Annotated in this window: 21 protein-coding genes and 1 riboswitch; of the genes, 5 read left to right on the forward strand and 16 right to left on the reverse strand. The window is 60.6% G+C overall.

What is annotated here, in order from left to right; translation table 11 throughout:
* Nucleotide 1: 1 nt before the first annotated feature.
* The 9 genes from cobC to cobO all read right to left on the reverse strand — a co-directional run bounded on the left by cobC (nucleotide 2) and on the right by cobO (nucleotide 8,291).
* On the reverse strand, nucleotides 2-577 hold the full coding sequence (cobC, locus tag JFU11_RS01425; RefSeq protein WP_201059479.1) for an alpha-ribazole phosphatase family protein: 576 nt from the start codon (nucleotides 575-577) through the stop codon (nucleotides 2-4).
* Complete coding sequence (cobT, locus tag JFU11_RS01430) at nucleotides 574-1,629, reverse strand: nicotinate-nucleotide--dimethylbenzimidazole phosphoribosyltransferase (protein ID WP_201059481.1); 1,056 nt, start codon at nucleotides 1,627-1,629, stop codon at nucleotides 574-576. Before cobT ends, cobC begins: the two co-directional genes overlap by 4 nt.
* Nucleotides 1,626-2,147 (reverse strand): bifunctional adenosylcobinamide kinase/adenosylcobinamide-phosphate guanylyltransferase, encoded by a 522-nt coding sequence (gene cobU / locus JFU11_RS01435; RefSeq protein WP_201059483.1) that lies wholly within the window; start codon nucleotides 2,145-2,147, stop codon nucleotides 1,626-1,628. Before cobU ends, cobT begins: the two co-directional genes overlap by 4 nt.
* A gap of 147 nt (nucleotides 2,148-2,294) precedes the next feature.
* A complete protein-coding gene (locus tag JFU11_RS01440; protein WP_201121230.1) occupies nucleotides 2,295-3,758 on the reverse strand; it encodes a cobyric acid synthase in 1,464 nt (487 codons plus the stop codon).
* 5 nt (nucleotides 3,759-3,763) lie between these two features.
* Nucleotides 3,764-4,756 carry a threonine-phosphate decarboxylase CobD gene (gene cobD, locus JFU11_RS01445; RefSeq protein WP_201059487.1) on the reverse strand — a complete coding sequence of 331 codons (993 nt, stop codon included), beginning with the start codon at nucleotides 4,754-4,756 and terminating at the stop codon, nucleotides 3,764-3,766.
* A complete protein-coding gene (cbiB, locus tag JFU11_RS01450) occupies nucleotides 4,749-5,657 on the reverse strand; it encodes an adenosylcobinamide-phosphate synthase CbiB (protein ID WP_201059489.1) in 909 nt (302 codons plus the stop codon). Before cbiB ends, cobD begins: the two co-directional genes overlap by 8 nt.
* Entirely contained in the window at nucleotides 5,654-6,304 is a 651-nt protein-coding gene (bluB, locus tag JFU11_RS01455) for a 5,6-dimethylbenzimidazole synthase (RefSeq protein ID WP_201059492.1), read from the reverse strand. Before bluB ends, cbiB begins: the two co-directional genes overlap by 4 nt.
* Complete coding sequence (locus tag JFU11_RS01460; RefSeq protein WP_201059494.1) at nucleotides 6,301-7,683, reverse strand: cobyrinate a,c-diamide synthase; 1,383 nt, start codon at nucleotides 7,681-7,683, stop codon at nucleotides 6,301-6,303. Before JFU11_RS01460 ends, bluB begins: the two co-directional genes overlap by 4 nt.
* The gene (gene cobO, locus JFU11_RS01465) at nucleotides 7,680-8,291 is read right to left on the reverse strand and encodes a cob(I)yrinic acid a,c-diamide adenosyltransferase (RefSeq protein ID WP_052967210.1); all 612 of its coding nucleotides are present in this window, start codon (nucleotides 8,289-8,291) and stop codon (nucleotides 7,680-7,682) included. The genes JFU11_RS01460 and cobO overlap by 4 nt, the downstream gene beginning before the upstream one ends.
* A gap of 80 nt (nucleotides 8,292-8,371) precedes the next feature.
* Nucleotides 8,372-8,616: riboswitch (cobalamin riboswitch) on the reverse strand.
* Nucleotides 8,617-8,770: 154 nt separating this feature from the next.
* Here cobO and JFU11_RS01470 point away from each other — a divergent pair.
* Complete coding sequence (locus tag JFU11_RS01470; protein WP_201059496.1) at nucleotides 8,771-9,367, forward strand: hypothetical protein; 597 nt, start codon at nucleotides 8,771-8,773, stop codon at nucleotides 9,365-9,367.
* A 68-nt stretch (nucleotides 9,368-9,435) separates the two neighbouring features.
* The gene (locus JFU11_RS01475) at nucleotides 9,436-10,749 is read left to right on the forward strand and encodes a sorbosone dehydrogenase family protein (RefSeq protein ID WP_201059498.1); all 1,314 of its coding nucleotides are present in this window, start codon (nucleotides 9,436-9,438) and stop codon (nucleotides 10,747-10,749) included.
* A gap of 102 nt (nucleotides 10,750-10,851) precedes the next feature.
* Here JFU11_RS01475 and JFU11_RS01480 read toward each other — a convergent pair whose 3' ends face one another.
* The 5 genes from JFU11_RS01480 to JFU11_RS01500 form a co-directional block, all read right to left on the reverse strand.
* On the reverse strand, nucleotides 10,852-11,388 hold the full coding sequence (locus tag JFU11_RS01480) for a C40 family peptidase (RefSeq protein ID WP_123720753.1): 537 nt from the start codon (nucleotides 11,386-11,388) through the stop codon (nucleotides 10,852-10,854).
* Nucleotides 11,389-11,553: 165 nt separating this feature from the next.
* Nucleotides 11,554-12,204: a C40 family peptidase gene (locus tag JFU11_RS01485; protein WP_201121215.1), complete on the reverse strand. Its 651-nt coding sequence runs from the start codon at nucleotides 12,202-12,204 to the stop codon at nucleotides 11,554-11,556.
* Nucleotides 12,205-12,431: 227 nt separating this feature from the next.
* Nucleotides 12,432-13,136, reverse strand: coding sequence for a DnaA regulatory inactivator Hda (hda, locus tag JFU11_RS01490; protein ID WP_007898944.1), 705 nt, complete (start codon nucleotides 13,134-13,136; stop codon nucleotides 12,432-12,434).
* Nucleotides 13,137-13,364: 228 nt separating this feature from the next.
* Nucleotides 13,365-14,438, reverse strand: a complete 1,074-nt coding sequence (locus JFU11_RS01495; RefSeq protein ID WP_123720751.1) for an AI-2E family transporter — start codon at nucleotides 14,436-14,438, stop codon at nucleotides 13,365-13,367.
* A gap of 30 nt (nucleotides 14,439-14,468) precedes the next feature.
* Entirely contained in the window at nucleotides 14,469-15,527 is a 1,059-nt protein-coding gene (locus tag JFU11_RS01500; RefSeq protein ID WP_201059502.1) for a DUF2066 domain-containing protein, read from the reverse strand.
* Nucleotides 15,528-15,914: 387 nt separating this feature from the next.
* On the opposite strand from JFU11_RS01500, the gene purM reads away from it, so the two are divergent.
* From purM to JFU11_RS01515, 3 genes are read left to right on the forward strand one after another with little or no spacing between them, the layout of a single operon-like run.
* The gene (gene purM, locus JFU11_RS01505; protein WP_008013877.1) at nucleotides 15,915-16,973 is read left to right on the forward strand and encodes a phosphoribosylformylglycinamidine cyclo-ligase; all 1,059 of its coding nucleotides are present in this window, start codon (nucleotides 15,915-15,917) and stop codon (nucleotides 16,971-16,973) included.
* Nucleotides 16,973-17,623, forward strand: coding sequence for a phosphoribosylglycinamide formyltransferase (gene purN / locus JFU11_RS01510; RefSeq protein ID WP_018925121.1), 651 nt, complete (start codon nucleotides 16,973-16,975; stop codon nucleotides 17,621-17,623). Before purM ends, purN begins: the two co-directional genes overlap by 1 nt.
* Before the next feature lie 8 nt (nucleotides 17,624-17,631).
* Nucleotides 17,632-18,345 carry a DUF3108 domain-containing protein gene (locus JFU11_RS01515; protein WP_038979701.1) on the forward strand — a complete coding sequence of 238 codons (714 nt, stop codon included), beginning with the start codon at nucleotides 17,632-17,634 and terminating at the stop codon, nucleotides 18,343-18,345.
* Nucleotides 18,346-18,417: 72 nt separating this feature from the next.
* Here JFU11_RS01515 and JFU11_RS01520 read toward each other — a convergent pair whose 3' ends face one another.
* Nucleotides 18,418-18,882 carry a DUF3859 domain-containing protein gene (locus tag JFU11_RS01520; protein WP_123720749.1) on the reverse strand — a complete coding sequence of 155 codons (465 nt, stop codon included), beginning with the start codon at nucleotides 18,880-18,882 and terminating at the stop codon, nucleotides 18,418-18,420.
* A 254-nt stretch (nucleotides 18,883-19,136) separates the two neighbouring features.
* Nucleotides 19,137-20,147 (reverse strand): amidohydrolase family protein, encoded by a 1,011-nt coding sequence (locus JFU11_RS01525; protein WP_201059505.1) that lies wholly within the window; start codon nucleotides 20,145-20,147, stop codon nucleotides 19,137-19,139.
* Nucleotides 20,148-20,237: the final 90 nt, after the last annotated feature.

The following is a 20,237-nucleotide window of genomic DNA, read 5'->3' on the forward strand; positions in this document are numbered from 1 at the left end:
GTCAGATCGCTTCCCTTAACAAGACGCCGGATTCGACCGACAAAGAGAACAATGCGCCATGGCCGACTTCAACGTTGAGCAACTGCTCACGCGGCAATCCACGCGCTTGAGCCAGCAACAAACGCATGACGCCACCATGGCTGACCAGCAGGATTCGCTCACCCGCATAGGCCGCGTGCAACCGCTCGATGGCCGCCAACACCCGCGTAGAAAAGTCCGCAACCGACTCACCCTCGGGCGGCGTGAACGAATAAGGATCAGCCCAGAACAAGCCCAACGCCTCGGCGCTGGTTTCCATCAGTGCCGCCGCGCTCTGCCCTTCCCAGGCACCAAAGTGCAGCTCTTGCAGATCCTTATTCAATTGCACCGGCAAACCCAGTTGCGCCCCAAGCTCTTCAGCAAAACGCGCACAACGCTGCAACGGCGAACTGACCAGTCGATCCCAGGGCCCCTGCTCGATCACCGCGGCGCGCATTTGCTCCCAGCCCCTGCCGGTCAGCGCATCGTCGAGGCTGCCGCGCAAACCGCCGCCGAGTTCAGTTTCGCCATGGCGCAACAGGTCCAGGCGCAAAGTCATGCCGGGCGATCCGCCACTGCGGCTTCGGCGAACGTCGCCATCTGCCCGTGCAGGTCGCAGGCCAGACGCAGCAATGGCACGGCCAATGCCGCACCACTGCCCTCGCCCAGTCGCAGACCGAGGTCCAGCAACGGTTCGGCGTTCAGGGTTTCGAGCACATGGCGATGACCCGGCTCGGCGCCGCGATGACCGAACAGCAACCACTCACGGCAGGCCGGATTCAAACTCACCGCCACCAGCGCGGCGACGCTGCAAATAAACCCGTCAACCAACACCGCGATACCTTCCTGAGCACAGGCCAGGTACGCGCCGACCAGCGCAGCAATTTCAAAACCGCCGAGGTTGAACAAGGTCTGCAGTGCATCACTACGCTGAGCGCCATGCAACGCCAAGGCACGTTCAATGACTTGGGCTTTGTGGCTGACACCCGCCGCGTTCAATCCAGTGCCCGGCCCGGCCAGATACACCACCGGGCAATCGAGTAACGCACAGGCCAACGCACTGGCCGCGGTGGTGTTGCCGATGCCCATTTCGCCACCGATGAACAACTGCGCACCGGCTGCGATGGCGCGCTGCACACTGTCACGACCAGCCTGCAAGGCGAGTTCGCCCTGGGCCTGAGTCATCGCTGGCCCCTGGACGAAATTCGCCGTACCCGGGCCGACGTTCAGGTGACGCACACCCGGCAGACTCAACGACGGCGTGATGGTGCCGAGATCGACCACTTCCAGGGAAGCACCCAACTGCCGCGCCAACACGCTGATCGCCGCGCCACCGCTGACAAAGTTGTGCAGCATCTGCCCGGTGACTTCCTGCGGAAACGCCGACACGCCTTCGGCGACCACACCATGGTCACCGGCAAAAATCGCAATCCACAGCTGATCGAGCGTCGGCTTGACCTGCCCCTGCAACCCTGCCAGTTGCACCGCTACCGATTCGAGCTGGCCGAGCGAGCCGGCAGGCTTGGTCAGTTGCTGTTGACGCGCCTGCGCCTGCTCGACCGCTTGCGCATCGATTGGCTTGCACGGGTTCAGCCACCAGGAGTGAGTCATAACGCAGTTCCTTTCAAAGTCAGGGGCAGGCCGGCGACGGTCAGGACGACTCGCTGACAGCGCTCGGCCAGGGCTTGATGCAGCCAACCGGCTTCATCGACATAGCGGCGAGTCAATTCGCCCAGCGGTACGACACCCATCCCGGTCTCGTTGCTGACAAAAATGATTTCACCCGGCAATGACGCCAGGCAGTCCAGCAAAGCTTTGCGTTCGGCCGATAAGCGCTCGGCGTTGTCGAGCATCAGTAGATTGGTCAGCCACAGCGTCAGGCAATCCACCAGCAAGCAACGATCGGCACTGGCGTTTTCCCGCAGCACACGGGCCAGCTCCAGCGGTTCTTCGATCAACGCCCATTCAGCTGGACGGCGGGCGCGATGATGGGCCACCCGTTCATTCATTTCACCGTCCAAAGGTTGGCTGGTGGCGATGTAGATGACTTGGAGCTGACTGTCTGTCGCCAGTTTTTCAGCCAAGCGACTTTTGCCGGAGCGGGCGCCGCCGAGGATCAGTTGCAGCATGGTTTATTCCTTAAAATCTTCGGTGAGGCGACGGGCCTCATCGCGGGCAAGCCCGCTCCCACAAGGATCGAGGCTGTTCACAGATCTTTGTCCCCCCACGAAACCTGCGGGAGCGGGCTTGCCCGCGAAGGGGCCTGTGCAGCCACCTCAAATCCCACAGAGCTCACGCAGCAACGAAGTATCCAGATGCTTCTCCACCAGATCCGCCAGCCGTTCGATATCGCGCTCACGCAAGGCGTGGTAATCGACTTCCTGCACATCCTGCAACCCGGCCCAGCGCAACAGCGCACTGCACGCTGCCGGAGACTCGAACAGGCCATGCAGATACGTGCCGAAAATCTGCCCATCGACACTTTGCGCGCCATCGCAGCGACCATCGTCGAGCTGCACCGCGGCGTTTTCCAGCGCCGGCCCAGTGGTCACGCCGGCATGAATTTCATAGCCGCTGACCTGCGCATCTTCCAGCACCAGACGCCCACGCACATTGCGCAATTGCTTCTCTTCTTCGAGCCGAGTTTCGAACGCCAGCAAGCCCAAACCGGTACTGGAACCCGGTGCACCTTCGAGGCCCAGCGGATCATGCACCTGCTCGCCGAGCATTTGCAGACCGCCACAGATCCCCAACACTTTTCCACCGTAGCGCAAGTGCCGCGAAATAGCCGTTTCCCAACCGTTAGCCCGCAAGTACGCGAGGTCACTGCGCACGCTTTTCGAGCCGGGAAGAACGATCAGGTCGGCCGGCGGAATCGCCTGACCGGGGCCGATGAATTGCAGATCCACTTGCGGATGCAGGCGCAGCGGATCGAAATCGGTGTGGTTGCTGATACGCGGCAACACCGGCACCACCACGTTGAGCACTTGATCGGCCTTATCGGTCTGCCGCTGATCGAGACCATCCTCGGCCTCAAGATGCAGGTCCATCACATAAGGCAAAACGCCGATCACCGGTTTGCCAGTGCGCTCCTCCAGCCAATCGAGGCCTGGTTGCAGCAAGGCGATGTCACCGCGAAAACGGTTGATGATGAAACCTTTGACTCGCGCCTGTTCGCTGGGCGACAGCAGCTCCAGCGTACCGACCAAATGCGCGAAAACTCCACCGCGATTGATGTCGGCAATCAGCACCACCGGGCAGTCCACCGCCTCGGCAAATCCCATGTTGGCGATGTCGCCGGCGCGCAGGTTGATCTCTGCCGGCGAACCCGCCCCTTCGACCATCACCACCGGATACGCCGCGCTCAAACGTTTATGGGAGGCCAGCACCGCTTGCATGGCGATGGCTTTGTAGTCGTGATAAGCGACGGCATTCATGGTGGTGACCGCTCGCCCATGAATGATCACTTGGGCGCCGGTATCGCTATTGGGCTTGAGCAGCACCGGGTTCATGTCGGTGTGCGGTTCGAGGTTGGCGGCCTGAGCCTGCACCGCTTGAGCGCGGCCAATCTCGCCACCGTCGGCGGTCACCGCGCTGTTGAGGGCCATGTTCTGCGGTTTGAACGGCACGACGCTCACGCCCTGACGCGTCACCCAGCGACACAGCGCCGTCACCAGCGTGCTTTTACCGGCGTCCGATGTAGTGCCCTGCACCATCAAAGTCGCGCCTTGCACCATCAACGTAGTCATTGCGCTTCCTTAACGTAGGCTTCAAGCGCTTGCTCGAAACGCAGCCAATCCGCTTCATCGGCGGGCAAGCCAAACCGCACGCTGCTGTTGTGGGTGAACAACCGCAGCAGAATGCCGCGCCGGGCCATGAATTCATGCAGCGCTTCGGCGCACTCGGTGATCAGCCATTGGAACAATGCGCAGCCACCCTGAGGTTTGAAACCGTACTGTTCAAGCAGCAACGCTAGACGCTCGCCGGCCTCGTCAGTACGAATGCGCTGTCGAGTGTGCCCGTCCGTATCCGTCAGGCACGCCTGACCCAGCACTCGGGTCGGACCGCTGACCGCCCAAGGCCCGACCTGTTCGGCCAGCAGTTTGAGCAACTTGCGCTCGGCCAATACAAAACCCAGCCGCACACCGGCCAGGCCGAAAAATTTGCCAAAGGAGCGCAGCACGATCAAGCAGATCTGATTGGTGAATGGCGCCAGACTCAAATGCGGGGTGTTGTCCATGAACGCCTCGTCCACCACCAGCCAGCCACCGCGCTGGGCCAGCCGCGAATGCCAATCCAGCAGGCGAGCCGGGGTCAGGCTCAACCCCGTGGGATTGTTCGGGTTGACCACCACCAGCACGTCGAGGCTGTCGAGAAAGAAATCGACTTCCGACTCCAGCACTTCACGCACGATGTAACCGTTGCGACGCCAGGCTTCGGCGTGTTCGGCGTAACACGGCGACAGCACGCCGACCTTGCCAGCCCGGCGCAAACGCGGCAGCAGCTGGATCGCCATTTGCGAACCGGCCACCGGCAACACTTGGGCCGCACCGTAATAGTCGCAGGCAGCCTGCTCCAGACCGTCATCGGTTTCCGGCAACCGCGCCCAGGCCCGCAGCGGGATGTCCGGGACCGGGAATGGCCAAGGTGCCAGGCCACTGGACAGGTCGAGCCAATCGGCTTCGGCAATACCGTATTCAAGCGCCGCCTTGCGCAAGCGACCACCGTGCTCAAGCATAGAACTCAGCCCCCACGCAGAGAATCAGCAGCCATAACCATACCCCGCGCTGGACCAATTGCCAGCCACGGTCGATGGAATCGGCATCCGCCGGCACGCCTTCGCCCAATTGCGGACGTTGATGCAGTTCACCGTGATAAATCGCCGCCCCACCCAACTCGACACCCAGCGCACCGGCACCGGCCGCCATCACCGGCCCGGCATTCGGGCTATCCCAGGTCGGGCCCTGGGTACGCCAGCACTTCAGCGCCAGTCGGGTTTTGCCCAGCAACGCGTAGGTCAACGCCACCAGGCGCGCGGGAATGTAGTTCAGAACATCATCGATCTTCGCTGCCGCCCAACCAAAACGTTCGAAGCGTTCGTTGCGATAACCCCACATCGCATCGAGAGTGTTGCTCAGACGATAGAGCACCACGCCGGGCGCACCCGCCACGGCAAACCAGAACAGCGCGGCGAACACTGCATCGCTGCCGTTCTCCAGCACCGACTCGGTGGCGGCGCGGGCAACTTCGGTTTCATCCAGTTCGCTGGTTTGACGGCTGACCAGATAACCAACACGTTTGCGCGCCTCGATCAGATCATCGCTGCGCAGGGCCTTGGCCACCGGCTCGACATGCTCGCCGAGACTGCGCATGCCAAGGGCGCAATAGAGCACGAGAATCTCGACGATCCAGCCAACGTAAGGCGTCCAGGAAAGTGCGGTGGCCAACAAGGTCAGCGGCACGACCGCCATCACCCAGGCCGTAACGCCATGACTGCGCCAGCCGCGGCCACCGTAGTTGAAACGTTGCTCGATGCGATCGGCAAAACGACCGAACGCCACCAGCGGATGCCAGCGTTTGGGTTCACCCAGCAGCGCATCCAGCGCGACCGCGGCGACACTCAACAACGCCACACTCATTGACTCACTCCCCAATAATTTTCATACAGCAACTCGCTGAGTGGACGCGCCTGCGCCCAGCCTTCGAGTACCAACATCGGCGCCGGATAGAATTCCTTGACCGGCCCCAGGCAAAGAACGGCCAAAGGCTTGGCCCCGCTCGGTAAACCCAGCAAGTCCGCCAGCGCTTGCGGCTCGAACAATGACACCCAGCCCATGCCCAAGCCTTCGGCGCGGGACGCGAGCCAAAGGTTCTGGATGGCGCAGGACAACGAGGCCATGTCCATTTCCGGCAATGTACGACGGCCGAAGATATGCCGCTCGCGATCGTCCATCAGCGCGGCGACCAGCACCTCGGCGCAGTCGTTGATGCCTTCGACCTTGAGCTTCATGAATTCGTCGGAGCGTTCGCCGAGGGCTTCGGCGGTGCGGATGCGTTCTTCTTCCACCAGCTGCTGAATCTTGCCGCGCAGTGCCCGGTCGCTGATGCGGATGAAACGCCAAGGCTGCATCAGGCCGACACTTGGCGCCTGATGCGCGGCCTCGAGCAGACGCCTCAGCAACTCAGGCTCGACGGTGCCTCCGCTGAAATGCCGCATGTCGCGGCGTTCGGCGATGGCTCGGTAAACAGCTGCGCGTTCGGCTTCGGAAAATGCGTTGTCCGTCATGGCCTCTTCGCGAGCAAGCCCGCTCCCACATTTGAAATGCGTTCCCCTGTGGGAGCGGGCTTGCTCGCGAAGGCGGCCTCAAGGTCAGGCACAAACAGCGCGGCAATCGCCGATGGATTGGACGGAAAATAAAAATGCACATAAGAGGCTGTCATCCGCCCCTCGCGATAAACCGCCTCCGCCCCTCGCCCGCCATTCGGGCTCAGCCCACGAGCAATTGGCTCAAGTTCAGTGCTGGTCAACGAGTGGTGATAGGTGTGCCCACGCAGCAAACCTTCCGGCAATTCGACCGCCTGCAAGGCCAACGCGGCAAGACGCTTCTGCATCACCGCATCACCGGCCAGCAAACCGACCAGTTCAGCGCGAGTGCCCTCGACATCGGTCAATGAGTCGAGCAAATACAGCATGCCGCCACACTCGGCGAGCAACGGTTTACCCGCCGCGTGATGAGCGCGGATCGCGGTCAGCATCGGCGTGTTTTGTGACAACGCCACATGGTGCAATTCAGGGTAACCGCCCGGCAGATAAAGACTGTCTGCCTCCGGTAACGCGGTGTCGCGGATCGGCGAGAAGAAAGACAATTCGGCGCCCATGGCCCGCAGCAGATCCAGGCTCGCGCCGTAGGTAAACGCAAAAGCTTCGTCCCGGGCTACGGCAATCCGTACACCGGCCAGCAACGGTTCGGCTGCGATCATTTCAGGCGCGGCGAATTCCACGGCCGGCGGTAGAGCCACATCGCAACTGCTGGCCAGTGACTCGGCCGCCGCATCGAGACGCAGGTCGAGATCATTCAGCTCGCTGGCCTGAACCAGACCGAGATGCCGACTCGGCAATTCGATCCCGGTCTCCCGGGACAACGCTCCGTACCAGCGCAAGCCTTCAGTCAGGCTGCCTTCGAGCAACTGCGCATGGCGTACAGTGCCGACCCGGTTGGCCAGTACACCGGCAAACGGCAAGTCCGGCTGATAGCGCGCAAGGCCCAGGGCCAGCGCACCAAACGTCTGCGCCATGGCGGTGCCGTCGATCACGCCGAGCACCGGCACACCGAAGTGCCGCGCCAGATCGGCGCTGGACGGCGTACCGTCGAACAGCCCCATGACGCCTTCGATGAGGATCAGATCGGCTTCGCCAGCGGCCTCCCACAATAGACGCCGACTTTCCTGCTCGCCGACCATCCACATGTCGAGTTGATAGACCGGTGCGCCGCTGGCGCGCTCGAGAATCATCGGGTCGAGAAAGTCCGGGCCGCATTTGAACACGCGAACCTTGCGCCCCTGATTGCGATGCAAACGGGCAAGCGCGGCGGTGACGGTGGTCTTGCCCTGACCGGAGGCCGGCGCGGCGATCAGTACCGCCGGGCAATGACGTGGTTGACTCACAACTCGACGCCTTTTTGCGCTTTGATTCCGGCCTGGAAGGCGTGCTTGATCATGCCCATTTCAGTGACGGTGTCGGCCAGCTCGATCATCTCCGGCTTGGCGCCACGACCGGTGACTACCACATGCTGCATCGGCGGACGGGCCTGCAAGTCGCTGAGCACCTGATCGAGATCGAGGTAGCCGTGCTTGAGGGCGATGTTCAACTCATCGAGCACCACGAGGCCAATGGCCGGATCACGCAGCAATTCGCGGGACACCGCCCAGGCGGCTTCGGCGGCGGCAATGTCACGCTGGCGATCCTGGGTTTCCCAAGTGAAGCCCTCGCCCATCACATGAAAACGCACCTGTTCCGGAAAGCGCCGGAAGAACAGCTCCTCGCCGGTGCTGGTGCGCCCCTTGATGAACTGCACCACGCCGCATTGCATGCCGTGGCCCATGGCCCGCGAAAGCATGCCGAACGCCGAGCTGCTCTTGCCCTTGCCGTTGCCGGAAAGCACCAGCAGCAAACCGCATTCATTCGGGGAGTTGGCGATGCGTTCGTCGATCACCGCTTTTTTGCGCAGCATGCGCGCCAGGTGGCGTTCGTCACGATCGGGGGTATCAGTCATGGGGGAGCTCTCCGTTGAGGCTGGATAACGGCGGGCAGGCACAAGAATAGACGGCAAGAAGCCTGGCATCGCCCACCGTGATGCCGTTGGATGAATCAGGCCGGTCTCCGGGCTCATGAGCGGCTTGCGCCTGACTGCGCGCCTTCCCATGTCGACAGTCGACACAGTGGCTAGGGCCAGGCCCTTGCACAGTCTTCACTCATTTACCGTTGCGGGGGCAGCGCCGGGATCATGACTCTTCGTCGCTTGAAGATAGTCACTCACCGGCTTCCCTGTTTCACTCTGTCGGCCACCGCCACAGAGCACCTGAAACAAGCCGCGAAGGTTAGAGGGTTGGGGGTGGAGCGTCAATTGAAGACAAAGCTCGGGCGAGCGATATACTGCCGCCGATCAAATTTCTGACACCCAACTTGCACCACACTGTCAGCAGTGATATCAAAGCGCCACAACCCAACATCACAATTACAAGGGTGAGCAACATGCAAGGCATGATCATCAGCAATCCGAAGCTGGAATTCCTGCGACCGGTGCTGGAACGCTGGTTTGACTGTATCGACCGCTACAACGCTGTACGCGGCGATAACGACACACCTTATTGGTACGACGAAAAAGCCAACCTCGGCCTGCTCTCCGCCGCAGCCTGGATGGCAGAAATGGTCACCTTGCAACAAACGCCGACGCGCAAGCAGAACGAAGAAGGCGAACGCAACGGCCGCGCCGATCTGTTTATCGCCACTCCCGAAGCCACCGCCGAACAACGCGCCTACCTTCAAGCCACTCAACGCTGGCCGCGGGTCAACAGCCTGAACCTGACTCAGGCGCTGCAGGACATCACCAGCGAGGCCAAGAGGATCAGCTACGCCAGCGACCTGAAACTCGGTTGCCTGTTCGTTGCGCCGCAAAAAGCTCAGCAGAGCGCTACACCGGAAGAACTCCAGGACATGCTCGACGACCTGCAAAAGGAACCCAGCTGCGCCGTGGCCTGGTATTTCCCGTACGCCTATCGCAAGTTGCGCAATGAAGCCGGCAACTACCATCCGGGCATCGCCGTGCTGCTCAAGGAAGCCCGCGGCTGACGGGTTGAACCATCGAACGTCTACGCTTCTCTATGATTACGTCAATGCATTCATAGGGAAGATCAGTAATGCGCAAACCCCAGCTCGTTTTCATCATCGCGCTCGCCGGAGGGCTCGCCGCCTGTGGTGAAACCTCCAGCCTGCAAGTCTCGGACGGCACAGGCCCCTCGCCCAAGCTGCCAGAACCGAATAAAACCCTGATCCCGACAGTGAACATCGCCCCGGCGATCGGCTGGCCTGAAGGCAAGAAACCTGTCGCCGCGACGGGGACTCAAGTGGCGGCGTTTGCCGAAGGCCTCGATCATCCGCGCTGGCTCTATGTGTTGCCCAACGGCGATGTGCTGGTGGCCGAAACCAACGCACCACCCAAACCCGATGATGGATCAGGCATTCGCGGCTGGGTCATGGGCAAAGTCATGGGCCGCGCCGGTGCTGGCGTCCCCAGCCCGAACCGCATCACTCTGCTGCGGGACAAGGACCACGACGGCGTCGCCGAAACCCGCACGGTGTTCCTGGAAAACCTCAACTCGCCCTTCGGCATGACCCTGGTCGGCAATGACCTGTACGTCGCCGACACTGATCGCCTGCTGCGTTTCCACTATGAAAACGGTGAGACGGCGATCAAGTCGCAGCCAATCAAGGTGGTCGATCTGCCGGGCGGCACGCTGAATCACCACTGGACCAAAAATGTCATCGCCAGCAAGGATGGCAGCAAGCTGTACGTCACCGTGGGCTCGAACAGCAACGTCGGTGAAAACGGCATGGATCAGGAGGAAGGCCGCGCGGCAATCTGGGAAGTGGATCGCGCCACCGGCAATCATCGGATCTTCGCCTCGGGGATTCGTAATCCAAACGGCCTGGCCTGGGAGCCTCAGAGCGGCACACTGTGGACCGCCGTCAACGAGCGCGACGAAATCGGCAGCGACTTGGTGCCGGACTACATCACATCCGTGAAGGACGGCGGGTTCTACGGTTGGCCTTACAGCTATTACGGCCAGCACGTCGACATTCGCGTCGAACCGCAAAAACCCGATCTGGTGGCCAAGGCCATTGCACCAGACTACGCGGTGGGGCCACATACCGCGTCACTGGGCCTGACGTTCGCCGAAGGCAGCAAACTGCCCGCGCCGTTCACTCAAGGCGCTTTCATCGGCCAACATGGTTCGTGGAACCGCAAGCCACACAGTGGCTACAAAGTGATTTTCGTGCCGTTCAGCGCCGGCAAACCGACCGGGCAGCCGGTGGATGTGCTCACTGGGTTCCTCAACGACGAGGAAAAAGCCATGGGCCGGCCGGTGGGCGTGGTGATCGATCAGCAGGGTGGCTTGCTGGTGGCGGATGATGTCGGGAACAAGGTGTGGCGCGTTTCCGCAGCTAAGTAAATGTCAAAAGATCGCAGCCTTCGGCAGCTCCTACAGGGTGTACGCCATCCAACGTAGGAGCTGCCGCAGGCTGCGATCTTTTCCGGCAGACGCCTACATCCGCTATGGATTATGTGCCAAGTGCTCGGGCTGCAAGACGCGCTTGGCGCTCAGATAGGCTTTCTGCCAGTAAGCCTTGGACAAGCTGTCCAGCTTGACCGTGCCGCCCGTGGCTGGCGCGTGGACGAAGCGGCCTTCGCCGACGTAGATCCCGGCGTGGCTGACCTGGGAGCCGCCATTGGTGGCGAAGAAAATCAGGTCACCGGTTTGCAGGCCTTCCTTACCGACATTGGGGGCCTGCATGCCGATCATCTCGCGGGTGGAGCGCGGCAAGGAAATGCCTGCGACATCGCGATACACATAACCGATCAGACCACTGCAATCGAATCCGGAATCCGGCGTGTTGCCACCCCAGCGATAAGGCGTTCCCACCAGGCCCAGCGCGCGAAACAGCACGTCTTCTGCCGCAGGAGAAAAGGCTTGGGAAGGACCGAAGACAATCGGAGCGCGGACCACCGGCGCTGGTGGCGGTGGGCGGCTGGCGCAGGCGCTGAGCAGCGCTGCGAAGAACATGAGTGCGAGGCGGGCCGACATCGTCATAAACAGAACATCCTGATCTGGCTGCGGCTTTTTCCACCGAGAAGGCAGAAAAGAAAACCGCCTGCGTAGAACGCAGGCGGTTTGCCATCAATATTAGATCAGGATTCTAGCGGCTACGCGGCAAACTTCAAGTAAGACTTTAAGTTCGCCTTACAAACTGTCCGCTTACTTGCGTGCCGTGACGATAGCCGGGGCCGCTGCCGGCGCCATCGCGAGTGCGCGCTTGGCTTCGATGAAGGTCTTGCTCCAGTAGCTGTCGCCCAGACTATCGATCCGGACACCACCGCTTTTGCGGCTGCTGGAGTGGATAAACTGGTTGTCACCCAGATAGATCCCGGCGTGACTGACACGACCGCGACGACCATTGGTGGCGAAAAACAGCAGGTCACCTGGCTTGAGGGCGCTGCGAGCAACCAAGGGAGCGTCAACGTTGATCATTTCGCGAGTGGAGCGCGGCAGGTTCATGCCGGCCTCTTCACGAAACAGATAACCGATGAAGCCGCTGCAGTCGAAACCAGCCTCGGAGGTGCCGCCGAAACGGTAACGGGTACCGATCAGGGACATGCCACGTTCGAGGATGCTGTCGGCCAGAACCGGAAGCTGGTACGACTTGCCGCCGGCGAAGTCTGCCAGTTCTTTATCGGTGGCTGTCTCTTCCTGGTAAAGAGTTTCCTGGAAAAGAACGGAAGACTGCGCGGTAACTGAATTCTTGACCTGCTGTTGTGGCGCTTGCTGGGACACTGGAGAGTGGGCAGCGCAACCGAACAACAGGGTAACGAGTGCGAGAGGCACGAGGGGTGCGAAGCGATTTAGCATGGGCACGACCGTGGCTGATAGTTTCTAAAGAAGCCGAGACTATGCCCGCTATCAACCTCATTTGCAAATTCAATCGATCTTTATGTGACTTATCGGTTTCTCGTTTACATCTAAGCGCTTAAGCCCATTTTGAACCTTTGCGCAGCCTGCCCTCTTGCAGGAAAGCGGATTTGTTGACGCCTGGAATATACCGAAACCCGTGTAAAACCTGGGCTTGATCAGTTTTTTCACCAACCAAGGGTTTCTTTCAGGAACGGGATTGTCAGCTTGCGCTGAGCTTGAAGGGAGGCCTGATCGAGGCGTTCAAGCAGCTCGAAAAGCGCACTCATGCTGCGGGTACCGCGGGTCAAAATAAAATGCCCGACCTCGTCGGTCAGGTGCAGGCCGCGACGGGATGCGCGTAACTGCAAGGCACGCAATTTGTCTTCGTCAGAGAGTGGGCGCATCTGGAAGATGAGTGCCAGTGTCAGCCGCGACTTGAGATCCGCCAGCTTCACCGGCAGTTCGCGCGGAGATGTCGAGGCGGCGATCAGCAGACGCCGGCCGCTGTCACGCAGACGATTGAACAGATGGAACAATGCCTCTTCCCAATCCGCCTTGCCGGCGACTGCCTGCAAATCGTCCAGGCAGACCAGTTCGTATTGTTCGAGGTTGTCGAGGATTTCGATGCCACGGTCCAACAACTCGGCCAACGGCAGGTACACCGCCGGCTCCCCCAGTTGTTCGAAGCGCAGACACGCCGCCTGCAATAAATGCGTGCGCCCTACCCCGTCCTTGCCCCAGAGGTAAATCAGGCTTTCCGTCCAGCCGGCGTCGGCTTCGCAGAGCCGCTCGACATAGCCGAGTGCAGCGGCATTGGCGCCTGGGTAGTAATTGATAAAGGTAGCGTCATCACGCAGACGCACACCTAGGGGCAGCTGAATCGGTTTCATGCTGACTGAACAGTTCCAAAGGAACCGTTAGTGGCCTCTGTGTAAAGTTTGCGAAGTTTATACCCGTGCGGCTGACCGCACAATGCGACAGACCATAAGCAAAATCAAAGGTTTGCGTTAATGCATTGGTTTTATGACAGATTCTTTGACGGCGCATATGACAGCCACGCGAGCGATACGGGCAAACCTGGCACGAAACCAGACTGCCCGCTACGAGCGATTAAAAACTTACAGCTCGGATTCGTCGACACCGCCGTAGATATCTGAATCCTTATACAAATCGTGTACGTGACGCACCAGGACCATGATCACCGCCGCCACCGGCAATGCCAGCAACACACCGGTAAAACCAAACAGCTCGCCGCCGGCCAGGATCGCGAAGATCACCGCCACCGGGTGCAGGCCGATCCGGTCGCCCACCAGCAATGGTGTCAGGACCATGCCCTCCAGCGCCTGACCGACCATGAACACCGCGACAATACCGATCATGGGATACAAATCGCCACCGAACTGGAACAGACCGGCAATCAATGCCGCACCAATCCCGATGACGAACCCCATGTACGGCACGATCGCCGCCAACCCGGCAATCAGACCGATCAACAGCCCCAGCTCCAGCCCGACGATCATCAAGCCCGCGGCGTAGATCACGCCCAGCGCCAACATCACCAGCAACTGGCCGCGCACGAATGCCCCGAGCACTTCGTGGCATTCTCCCGCCAAGGACATGACGCGCTCTTCACGATCACGGGGCAGCAGGCTGCGGATCTTGGCCATCATCAGGTCCCAGTCGCGCAACAGATAAAAACTCACCACCGGAATCAGCACCAGGTTGGCCAACCAGCCAATCAGTGCAAGACCTGAAGCCGTCGCCTGACTCAGCACCACGCCGACCACATCGGTGGTCTGGCCCATGTGCTCGCTGAACGCCGCCTTGAGCTTGTCGAACTTCCAGAAGCCGTCCGACAACCCGATCTTCGATTGCGCCCACGGCACAGCGGTGTGCTGCAACCAGTCGAGCATTTGCGGCGCCAGTTCATACAAACGGAACAGCTGCTTGGCGAGCATTGGCACCAGCACCAACAGCAACGCGGTGACGATCAATGTGAACAAGGCGAACACCGCCACCACGCCCCAGGTCCGTGACAGACCGTACTTTTCCAGCCGATCCACCAGCGGGTCGAACAGATAAGCCAGCAACAGCGCCACCAGGAACGGCGTCAGGATCGGGTGCAACAGGTAAACAAACGCGCAAAGCAGGACCACCCCACCGAGCCAGAACCAACGCCGTGTATCGGCCATGTACCACTCCTGCTTCTATATAAAGAAAAACTACCAGCGAAAACGTAACTGCGGCGTCGGTGCCGGGGCCGGCGCTGCGACCGGTGTCGAGCCAGCCGCCACGGGCTGAACAGGCGCAGTGGGGGCCGGTGCTTCACCCGCCGGAATTTCCTGCAACCTGGCCAAAGACAACTGCGCCCGCAGCTGATCGGGGCTGCCATTGACCCGATAAAGCACGCGGTCGCCATCGACACTTTGCAGGCGTGCGCCAAAAGGTTCCAGCAAACGCCCGAGCGTCGCATAACGCTCCAGGCTCATCCCCTGCACTTCCAGCAATTGCTCGCTCGACGCACCCGGCTTGGCGACAAAACGCGGCGCCAGGCGCTGGCTGACCGCCAGCATCACCGCATCGGCCAGCGCGGCGGTATCGGCGCCCTGCACGCTTCCGGCTTCTTTCTGATCGCCCAACCACAAACGCCACTTGGCTTGCCATTGGCCACCCTCTTCACGGGCATGCACCGCCAGCAAGGCGTCGGCATTGTAGCGGTCGGATGCGCCCCGCAGCGGCGCCGGGTCTGGACTTTCCAGATTCGGCGCAGTGGCGACAATCTGCTCGTCCAGGTCCGCCAGCGGCAAACGCAGCGGCAGCCCACGATGTTGCGCCGCTCGAAGCAGTGGCGTGGCACTGGCCTGGCCATCACCGACCAGGCTCGAACCTTCAGTGGAATCGTTCAACCACCAACCGAGAATCGACGGCCGGTTGCTACCCCACATGGCCAACCCGGCACGCCGCAAGGCCTGTTCGGTGGTGGCCGGATCGAAATCGACTTTCAGCACTTGCGGCGGCCCGGCCTCATAACCGAACTGACTGATGATCTGCTGAGGGTCTTTGCGCACGGTCGCCAGACCCGGGCTCTGCGCAGCCTTGGGGTCGCCGGTCAGGCGCAACACCAACGTATCCAGCGCCCGCTGAGTCGCCTGATCGCGCTCCTCCGGCGTCTGGCTGCTGACAGGTTCGCGCACTTGATAGAGGCTTTTGACTGTTTCGGCATGCCCAGTCAGGCTGACCATGGATAAACAGCCCACGAACAAGAATTTAAGAAAACGCATAAAAAGATTCCTGACGACAAGAGCGGCTGGAACAGACCGCGTGAAGATGATTGAACCGGGGTCTGTTGACCACACGTTCAAGCAAAACATTCACCCGATCCCGGTAAGTTTTCGCACTGTCATAACGATAGACGGTTAACGTCGATACCTTATACAGCCATCCGGGACACCGCCAACACGGGCAATATCGGTTTTTTTAACGCGATATGCCCCTGCCCGTCGGCACGAGGATGGCCGCTGCCTCTCAAGCCTGATAAAATCGCGCGCCTTCGCAGACCGGCAACAGCCGGGCACCCTGAAATTCGCGGATGGCACTCGCCTTCGTTTGTTTCGGCGGTCCCACTGGACTCGGTCGTTACCCCTGAATCCCCCCTAAAGGCCTGGATCATGAGCAAGCAACCCTCCCTGAGCTACAAGGACGCCGGTGTAGACATCGACGCCGGTGAAGCATTGGTCGAACGCATCAAGAGCGTCGCCAAGCGCACTGCGCGCCCGGAAGTCATGGGCGGCCTGGGCGGTTTCGGCGCCCTCTGCGAAATCCCGGCCGGTTACAAGCAACCGGTACTGGTATCGGGCACTGACGGCGTCGGCACCAAACTGCGCCTGGCGCTGAACCTGAACAAGCACGACAGCATCGGCATCGACCTGGTTGCCATGTGCGTGAACGACCTGGTGGTCTGCGGCGCCGAGCCGCTGTTCTTCCTCGACTACTACGCCACCGGCAAACTGAACGTCGAAACCGCGACCCAGGTCGTGACCGGCATCGGCGCAGGCTGCGAACTCTCCGGCTGCTCTCTGGTCGGCGGCGAAACCGCTGAAATGCCTGGCATGTACGAAGGCGAAGACTACGACCTGGCCGGCTTCTGCGTCGGTGTCGTGGAAAAGTCCGAAATCATCGACGGTTCCAAAGTCGCTGCCGGCGATGCCCTGCTCGCCCTGCCATCTTCCGGCCCGCACTCCAACGGCTACTCGCTGATCCGCAAGATCATCGAAGTGTCCGGTGCAGACATCGAAAACATCCAGCTCGACGGCAAACCGCTGACTGACCTGCTGATGGCCCCGACCCGCATCTACGTGAAGCCGCTGCTCAAGCTGATCAAAGAAACCGGTGCCGTAAAAGCCATGGCCCACATCACCGGTGGTGGCCTGCTGGACAACATCCCGCGCGTTCTGCCAAAAGGCGCACAAGCGGTGGTTGACGTTGCAAGCTGGACTCGCCCTGCCGTGTTCGACTGGCTGCAAGAGAAAGGCAACGTCGACGAAAACGAAATGCACCGCGTGCTGAACTGCGGCGTCGGCATGGTCATCTGCGTTGCTCAAGAGCACGTTGAAACCGCGCTGAACGTACTGCGTGAAGCTGGCGAGCAGCCTTGGGTTATCGGTCAGATCGCCACCGCTGCCGAAGGCGCGGCCCAGGTTGAACTGAAGAACCTCAAGGCTCATTGATGTCCCAGACCTGTGATGTGGTGGTGCTGTTGTCCGGCACCGGCAGTAACTTGCAGGCCTTGATCGACAGCACGCGGACCGGCGACAGCCCGGCCCGCATCGCTGCGGTGATCTCCAACCGCGCCGACGCCTACGGCCTGCAACGCGCCAGGGACGCGGGTATCGACACCCGCACCCTGGATCACAAGGCTTTCGAAGGTCGCGAGGCCTTCGATGCCGCGCTGATCGAACTGATCGACGCCTTCAACCCCAAACTCGTGGTACTGGCCGGCTTCATGCGCATTCTCAGCGCTGACTTCGTGCGCCACTATCAGGGTCGCCTGCTCAATATCCATCCCTCGCTGCTGCCCAAATACAAAGGGTTACACACTCATCAGCGCGCGCTGGAGGCCGGCGACACTGAACACGGCTGTTCCGTGCACTTCGTCACCGAGGAACTCGATGGCGGACCACTGGTCGTACAGGCAGTAATACCGGTAGAGTTGCACGATTCGCCGCAGAGTCTGGCGCAGCGAGTCCACACCCAGGAACACCTGATCTACCCGATGGCCGTACGCTGGTTTGCTGAAGGTCGTTTATCACTCGGTGAACAAGGTGCTTTACTGGACGGACAGTTACTCGCGGCCAGCGGCCACTTGATTCGAACCTAGGAGATTTTATGCGTCGCGCCCTGCTCTTCGCTTGCGCTCTGCTCGCCCTGCCGTTTGCGCAGGCCGCAGACCTTCAGCCCTTCTCCGCCAGCTACACCGCCGACTGGAAACAGCTGCCCATGAGCGGCACCGCCGAACGCAGCCTGACCAAGGGAGCCAACGGCGTCTGGAAACTCAGCTTCAAGGCGTCGATGATGATCGCCAGCCTGACTGAAGAAAGCACCCTGACCCTGGACAAGGACACGCTGCTGCCGCAGTCCTACCACTTCGAACGTGGTGGCCTGGGCAAAGCCAAGAAGGCTGATCTGGATTTCGACTGGACCAATAAGATGGTCACCGGCACCGATCGCGGTGACGCCGTCAAGCTTCCGCTCAACCGCGGCATGGTCGACAAGTCCACCTACCAACTGGCGCTGCAGCATGACGTGGCCGCCGGCAAGAAAAGCATGAGCTATCAGGTCGTTGATGATGGCGAAGTCGATACCTATGACTTCCGCGTGCTGGGTTCGGAGAAAGTCGACACCAAGGCTGGCCAGATCGATGCGATCAAGGTCGAGCGCGTGCGCGACCCGACACAAAGCAAGCGCATCACCGTGCTGTGGTTCGCCAAGGATTGGGATTACCTGCTGGTTCGTTTGCAACAGGTCGAAACCGACGGCAAGGAGTACAACATCATGCTCCTCGACGGCACGGTCAACGGCAAGCCGGTCAAAGGCAGCTGATTCGCAAGGACATGAAAGCCCCGCAAACGCGGGGCTTTTTTTCGTCTGGCATTTGGCTGGGCGAGAGCGCGATCAGCGCACGGTAAAGCGTTGCTGGGCCAGCAGACGGTCGCCCTGGAACACCATGAAACGCCATTCACCGGGAACGACTTCATGACTTTCGGTGAACTCGAAGGCCATCAGGTCCTGCGGAGCACCGGGTACCAGTTTTTGAGTGACTTCCAGTTTGTCGTGACGCACGCCGTCCGGAGTACGAATGCCCGGGGTGAAATAGAGCAAAGTCAGCGGCTGATCTTCGGCGACCTTGCCGGCCAACTGGTAACGCATACCGAATTTGGTGCCTAGTTTGGCGGGGACGATTTCGGTTTGCTGGATCTGTTCATTGCTGCGGCGCAAAACTCGCTCGCCCGATTGCAGTTCGGCTTTCGGGCCAGCGAACACGCCGTATTCCACTGGGCCTTCGACGCGGACTTCGGCACTGGCCAGACCACTGACGAACATCATTGTGGCCAGGGCGGCTAAACGGGTGAGGTGCATGGTGCGCTCCTTGATTGAGATGAGCGCGAGGGTATGACGCAGGGGTGACAGGACGATGACAACCTTGAGTTTGGATATCTGCAGGCTGAAGACTCATTGTGGCGAGGGGGCTTGTCGGAACGCCGCATCGCCCCGTTCGGCGGCGAGCCGTCGTAAAACAGGCATATGCGGTATGTCTGAAAACATGCGATTGCAGGTTTTTAGGGTCGCTTCGCAACCCAACGGGGGCAAGCCCCCTCGCCACAGGATTGCGGTTACTTCACGACAGACCGAGGCAAAATCGCCAAAAAGTTATCCCGCGCAACCTTTCTGGCAACATCCTCCGGCAAGGCATCAAGAAACGGATCGAAGCTGCGCATTTCCTGACCGAGCTTGTTGAAACGTCCCACCACATCGGAACCGAGCATGAAGCGCTCCGGAAAGCGCGCGACCAGCTTCACCCATTCATCCCGAGGCTTGCCCTGCTCGTCCAAGAGGTAAGGCGTCAGCATGCTCCAGGACAGGTCAACGAACAGATTGGGGTAAGCCTCGAGCATTCGCGACAGCGTCGGCAACAGAAAATCCAGCTGAGTCTGGTGCCGATGAATCTCCGCGCTGGTGCCCGCGTGAGCCCAAATGAATCGCGTGTGTGGATGATTGCGCAGCGGCTCTTCGATTTCTGCCAGGTACAGCGGATTTTTCTCACGCTTGGAGGTGATGTTGGAATGCAGCATCACCGGCAAGTCGTTCTCGGCAGCCAGGTGGTAGATGCGGGTCATCGCCTCATTGTTGGCCCGCGGCGTGTCGCCGGACGTCAGCGCAGTCAGATCGTCGTGACGGGTAAAGACTTCGCCAATGCCCTGCCAAAGCCCGGGATTGAGGTCGAGCATGCGCTGGATGTGTGCCGCGGAGTTTTTGTCATTCGGGTTGAAGCCGGACAGGAAAGGGTGAAAACGCTGGCGCTGCTCGGGCGTCAGCTTATTCACCGCCGCCGCGACGATCACATCGGTCGCGCTGTACCAGTAGGCATCGGCGTCATCGCCGGCGTAATAACGTGGACGCTTGGGTTCGTCTTCGTGCCATTTCTTGGCCACCGGAATGCCGGAAATCATCACATGCTCAATGGCATTTTCGTCCATGGCCGTGAGCAATTTCGACATGCCAGCCGTTTCCTGGAAAAAATCGACGTAATGCAGGTGCGCATCGCTGTAAGCGTATTCGCGGGCGTAGGCATCAACGCTGCACAGCGCCAACAGCCAAGCGAGGCTCAAGCGGATCGGGGGCACGGAATTCTCCTGTGATGGGCAACTGCGGTATGAGCACCATAGACCGCCCCGCGCAAACCGGGGTTCAGCCGGTAAGAAAGTGGAACGCGA

Origin of the sequence: Pseudomonas sp. TH37, from assembly GCF_016650735.1 — a bacterium.
Lineage (GTDB): Bacteria > Pseudomonadota > Gammaproteobacteria > Pseudomonadales > Pseudomonadaceae > Aquipseudomonas > Aquipseudomonas farris.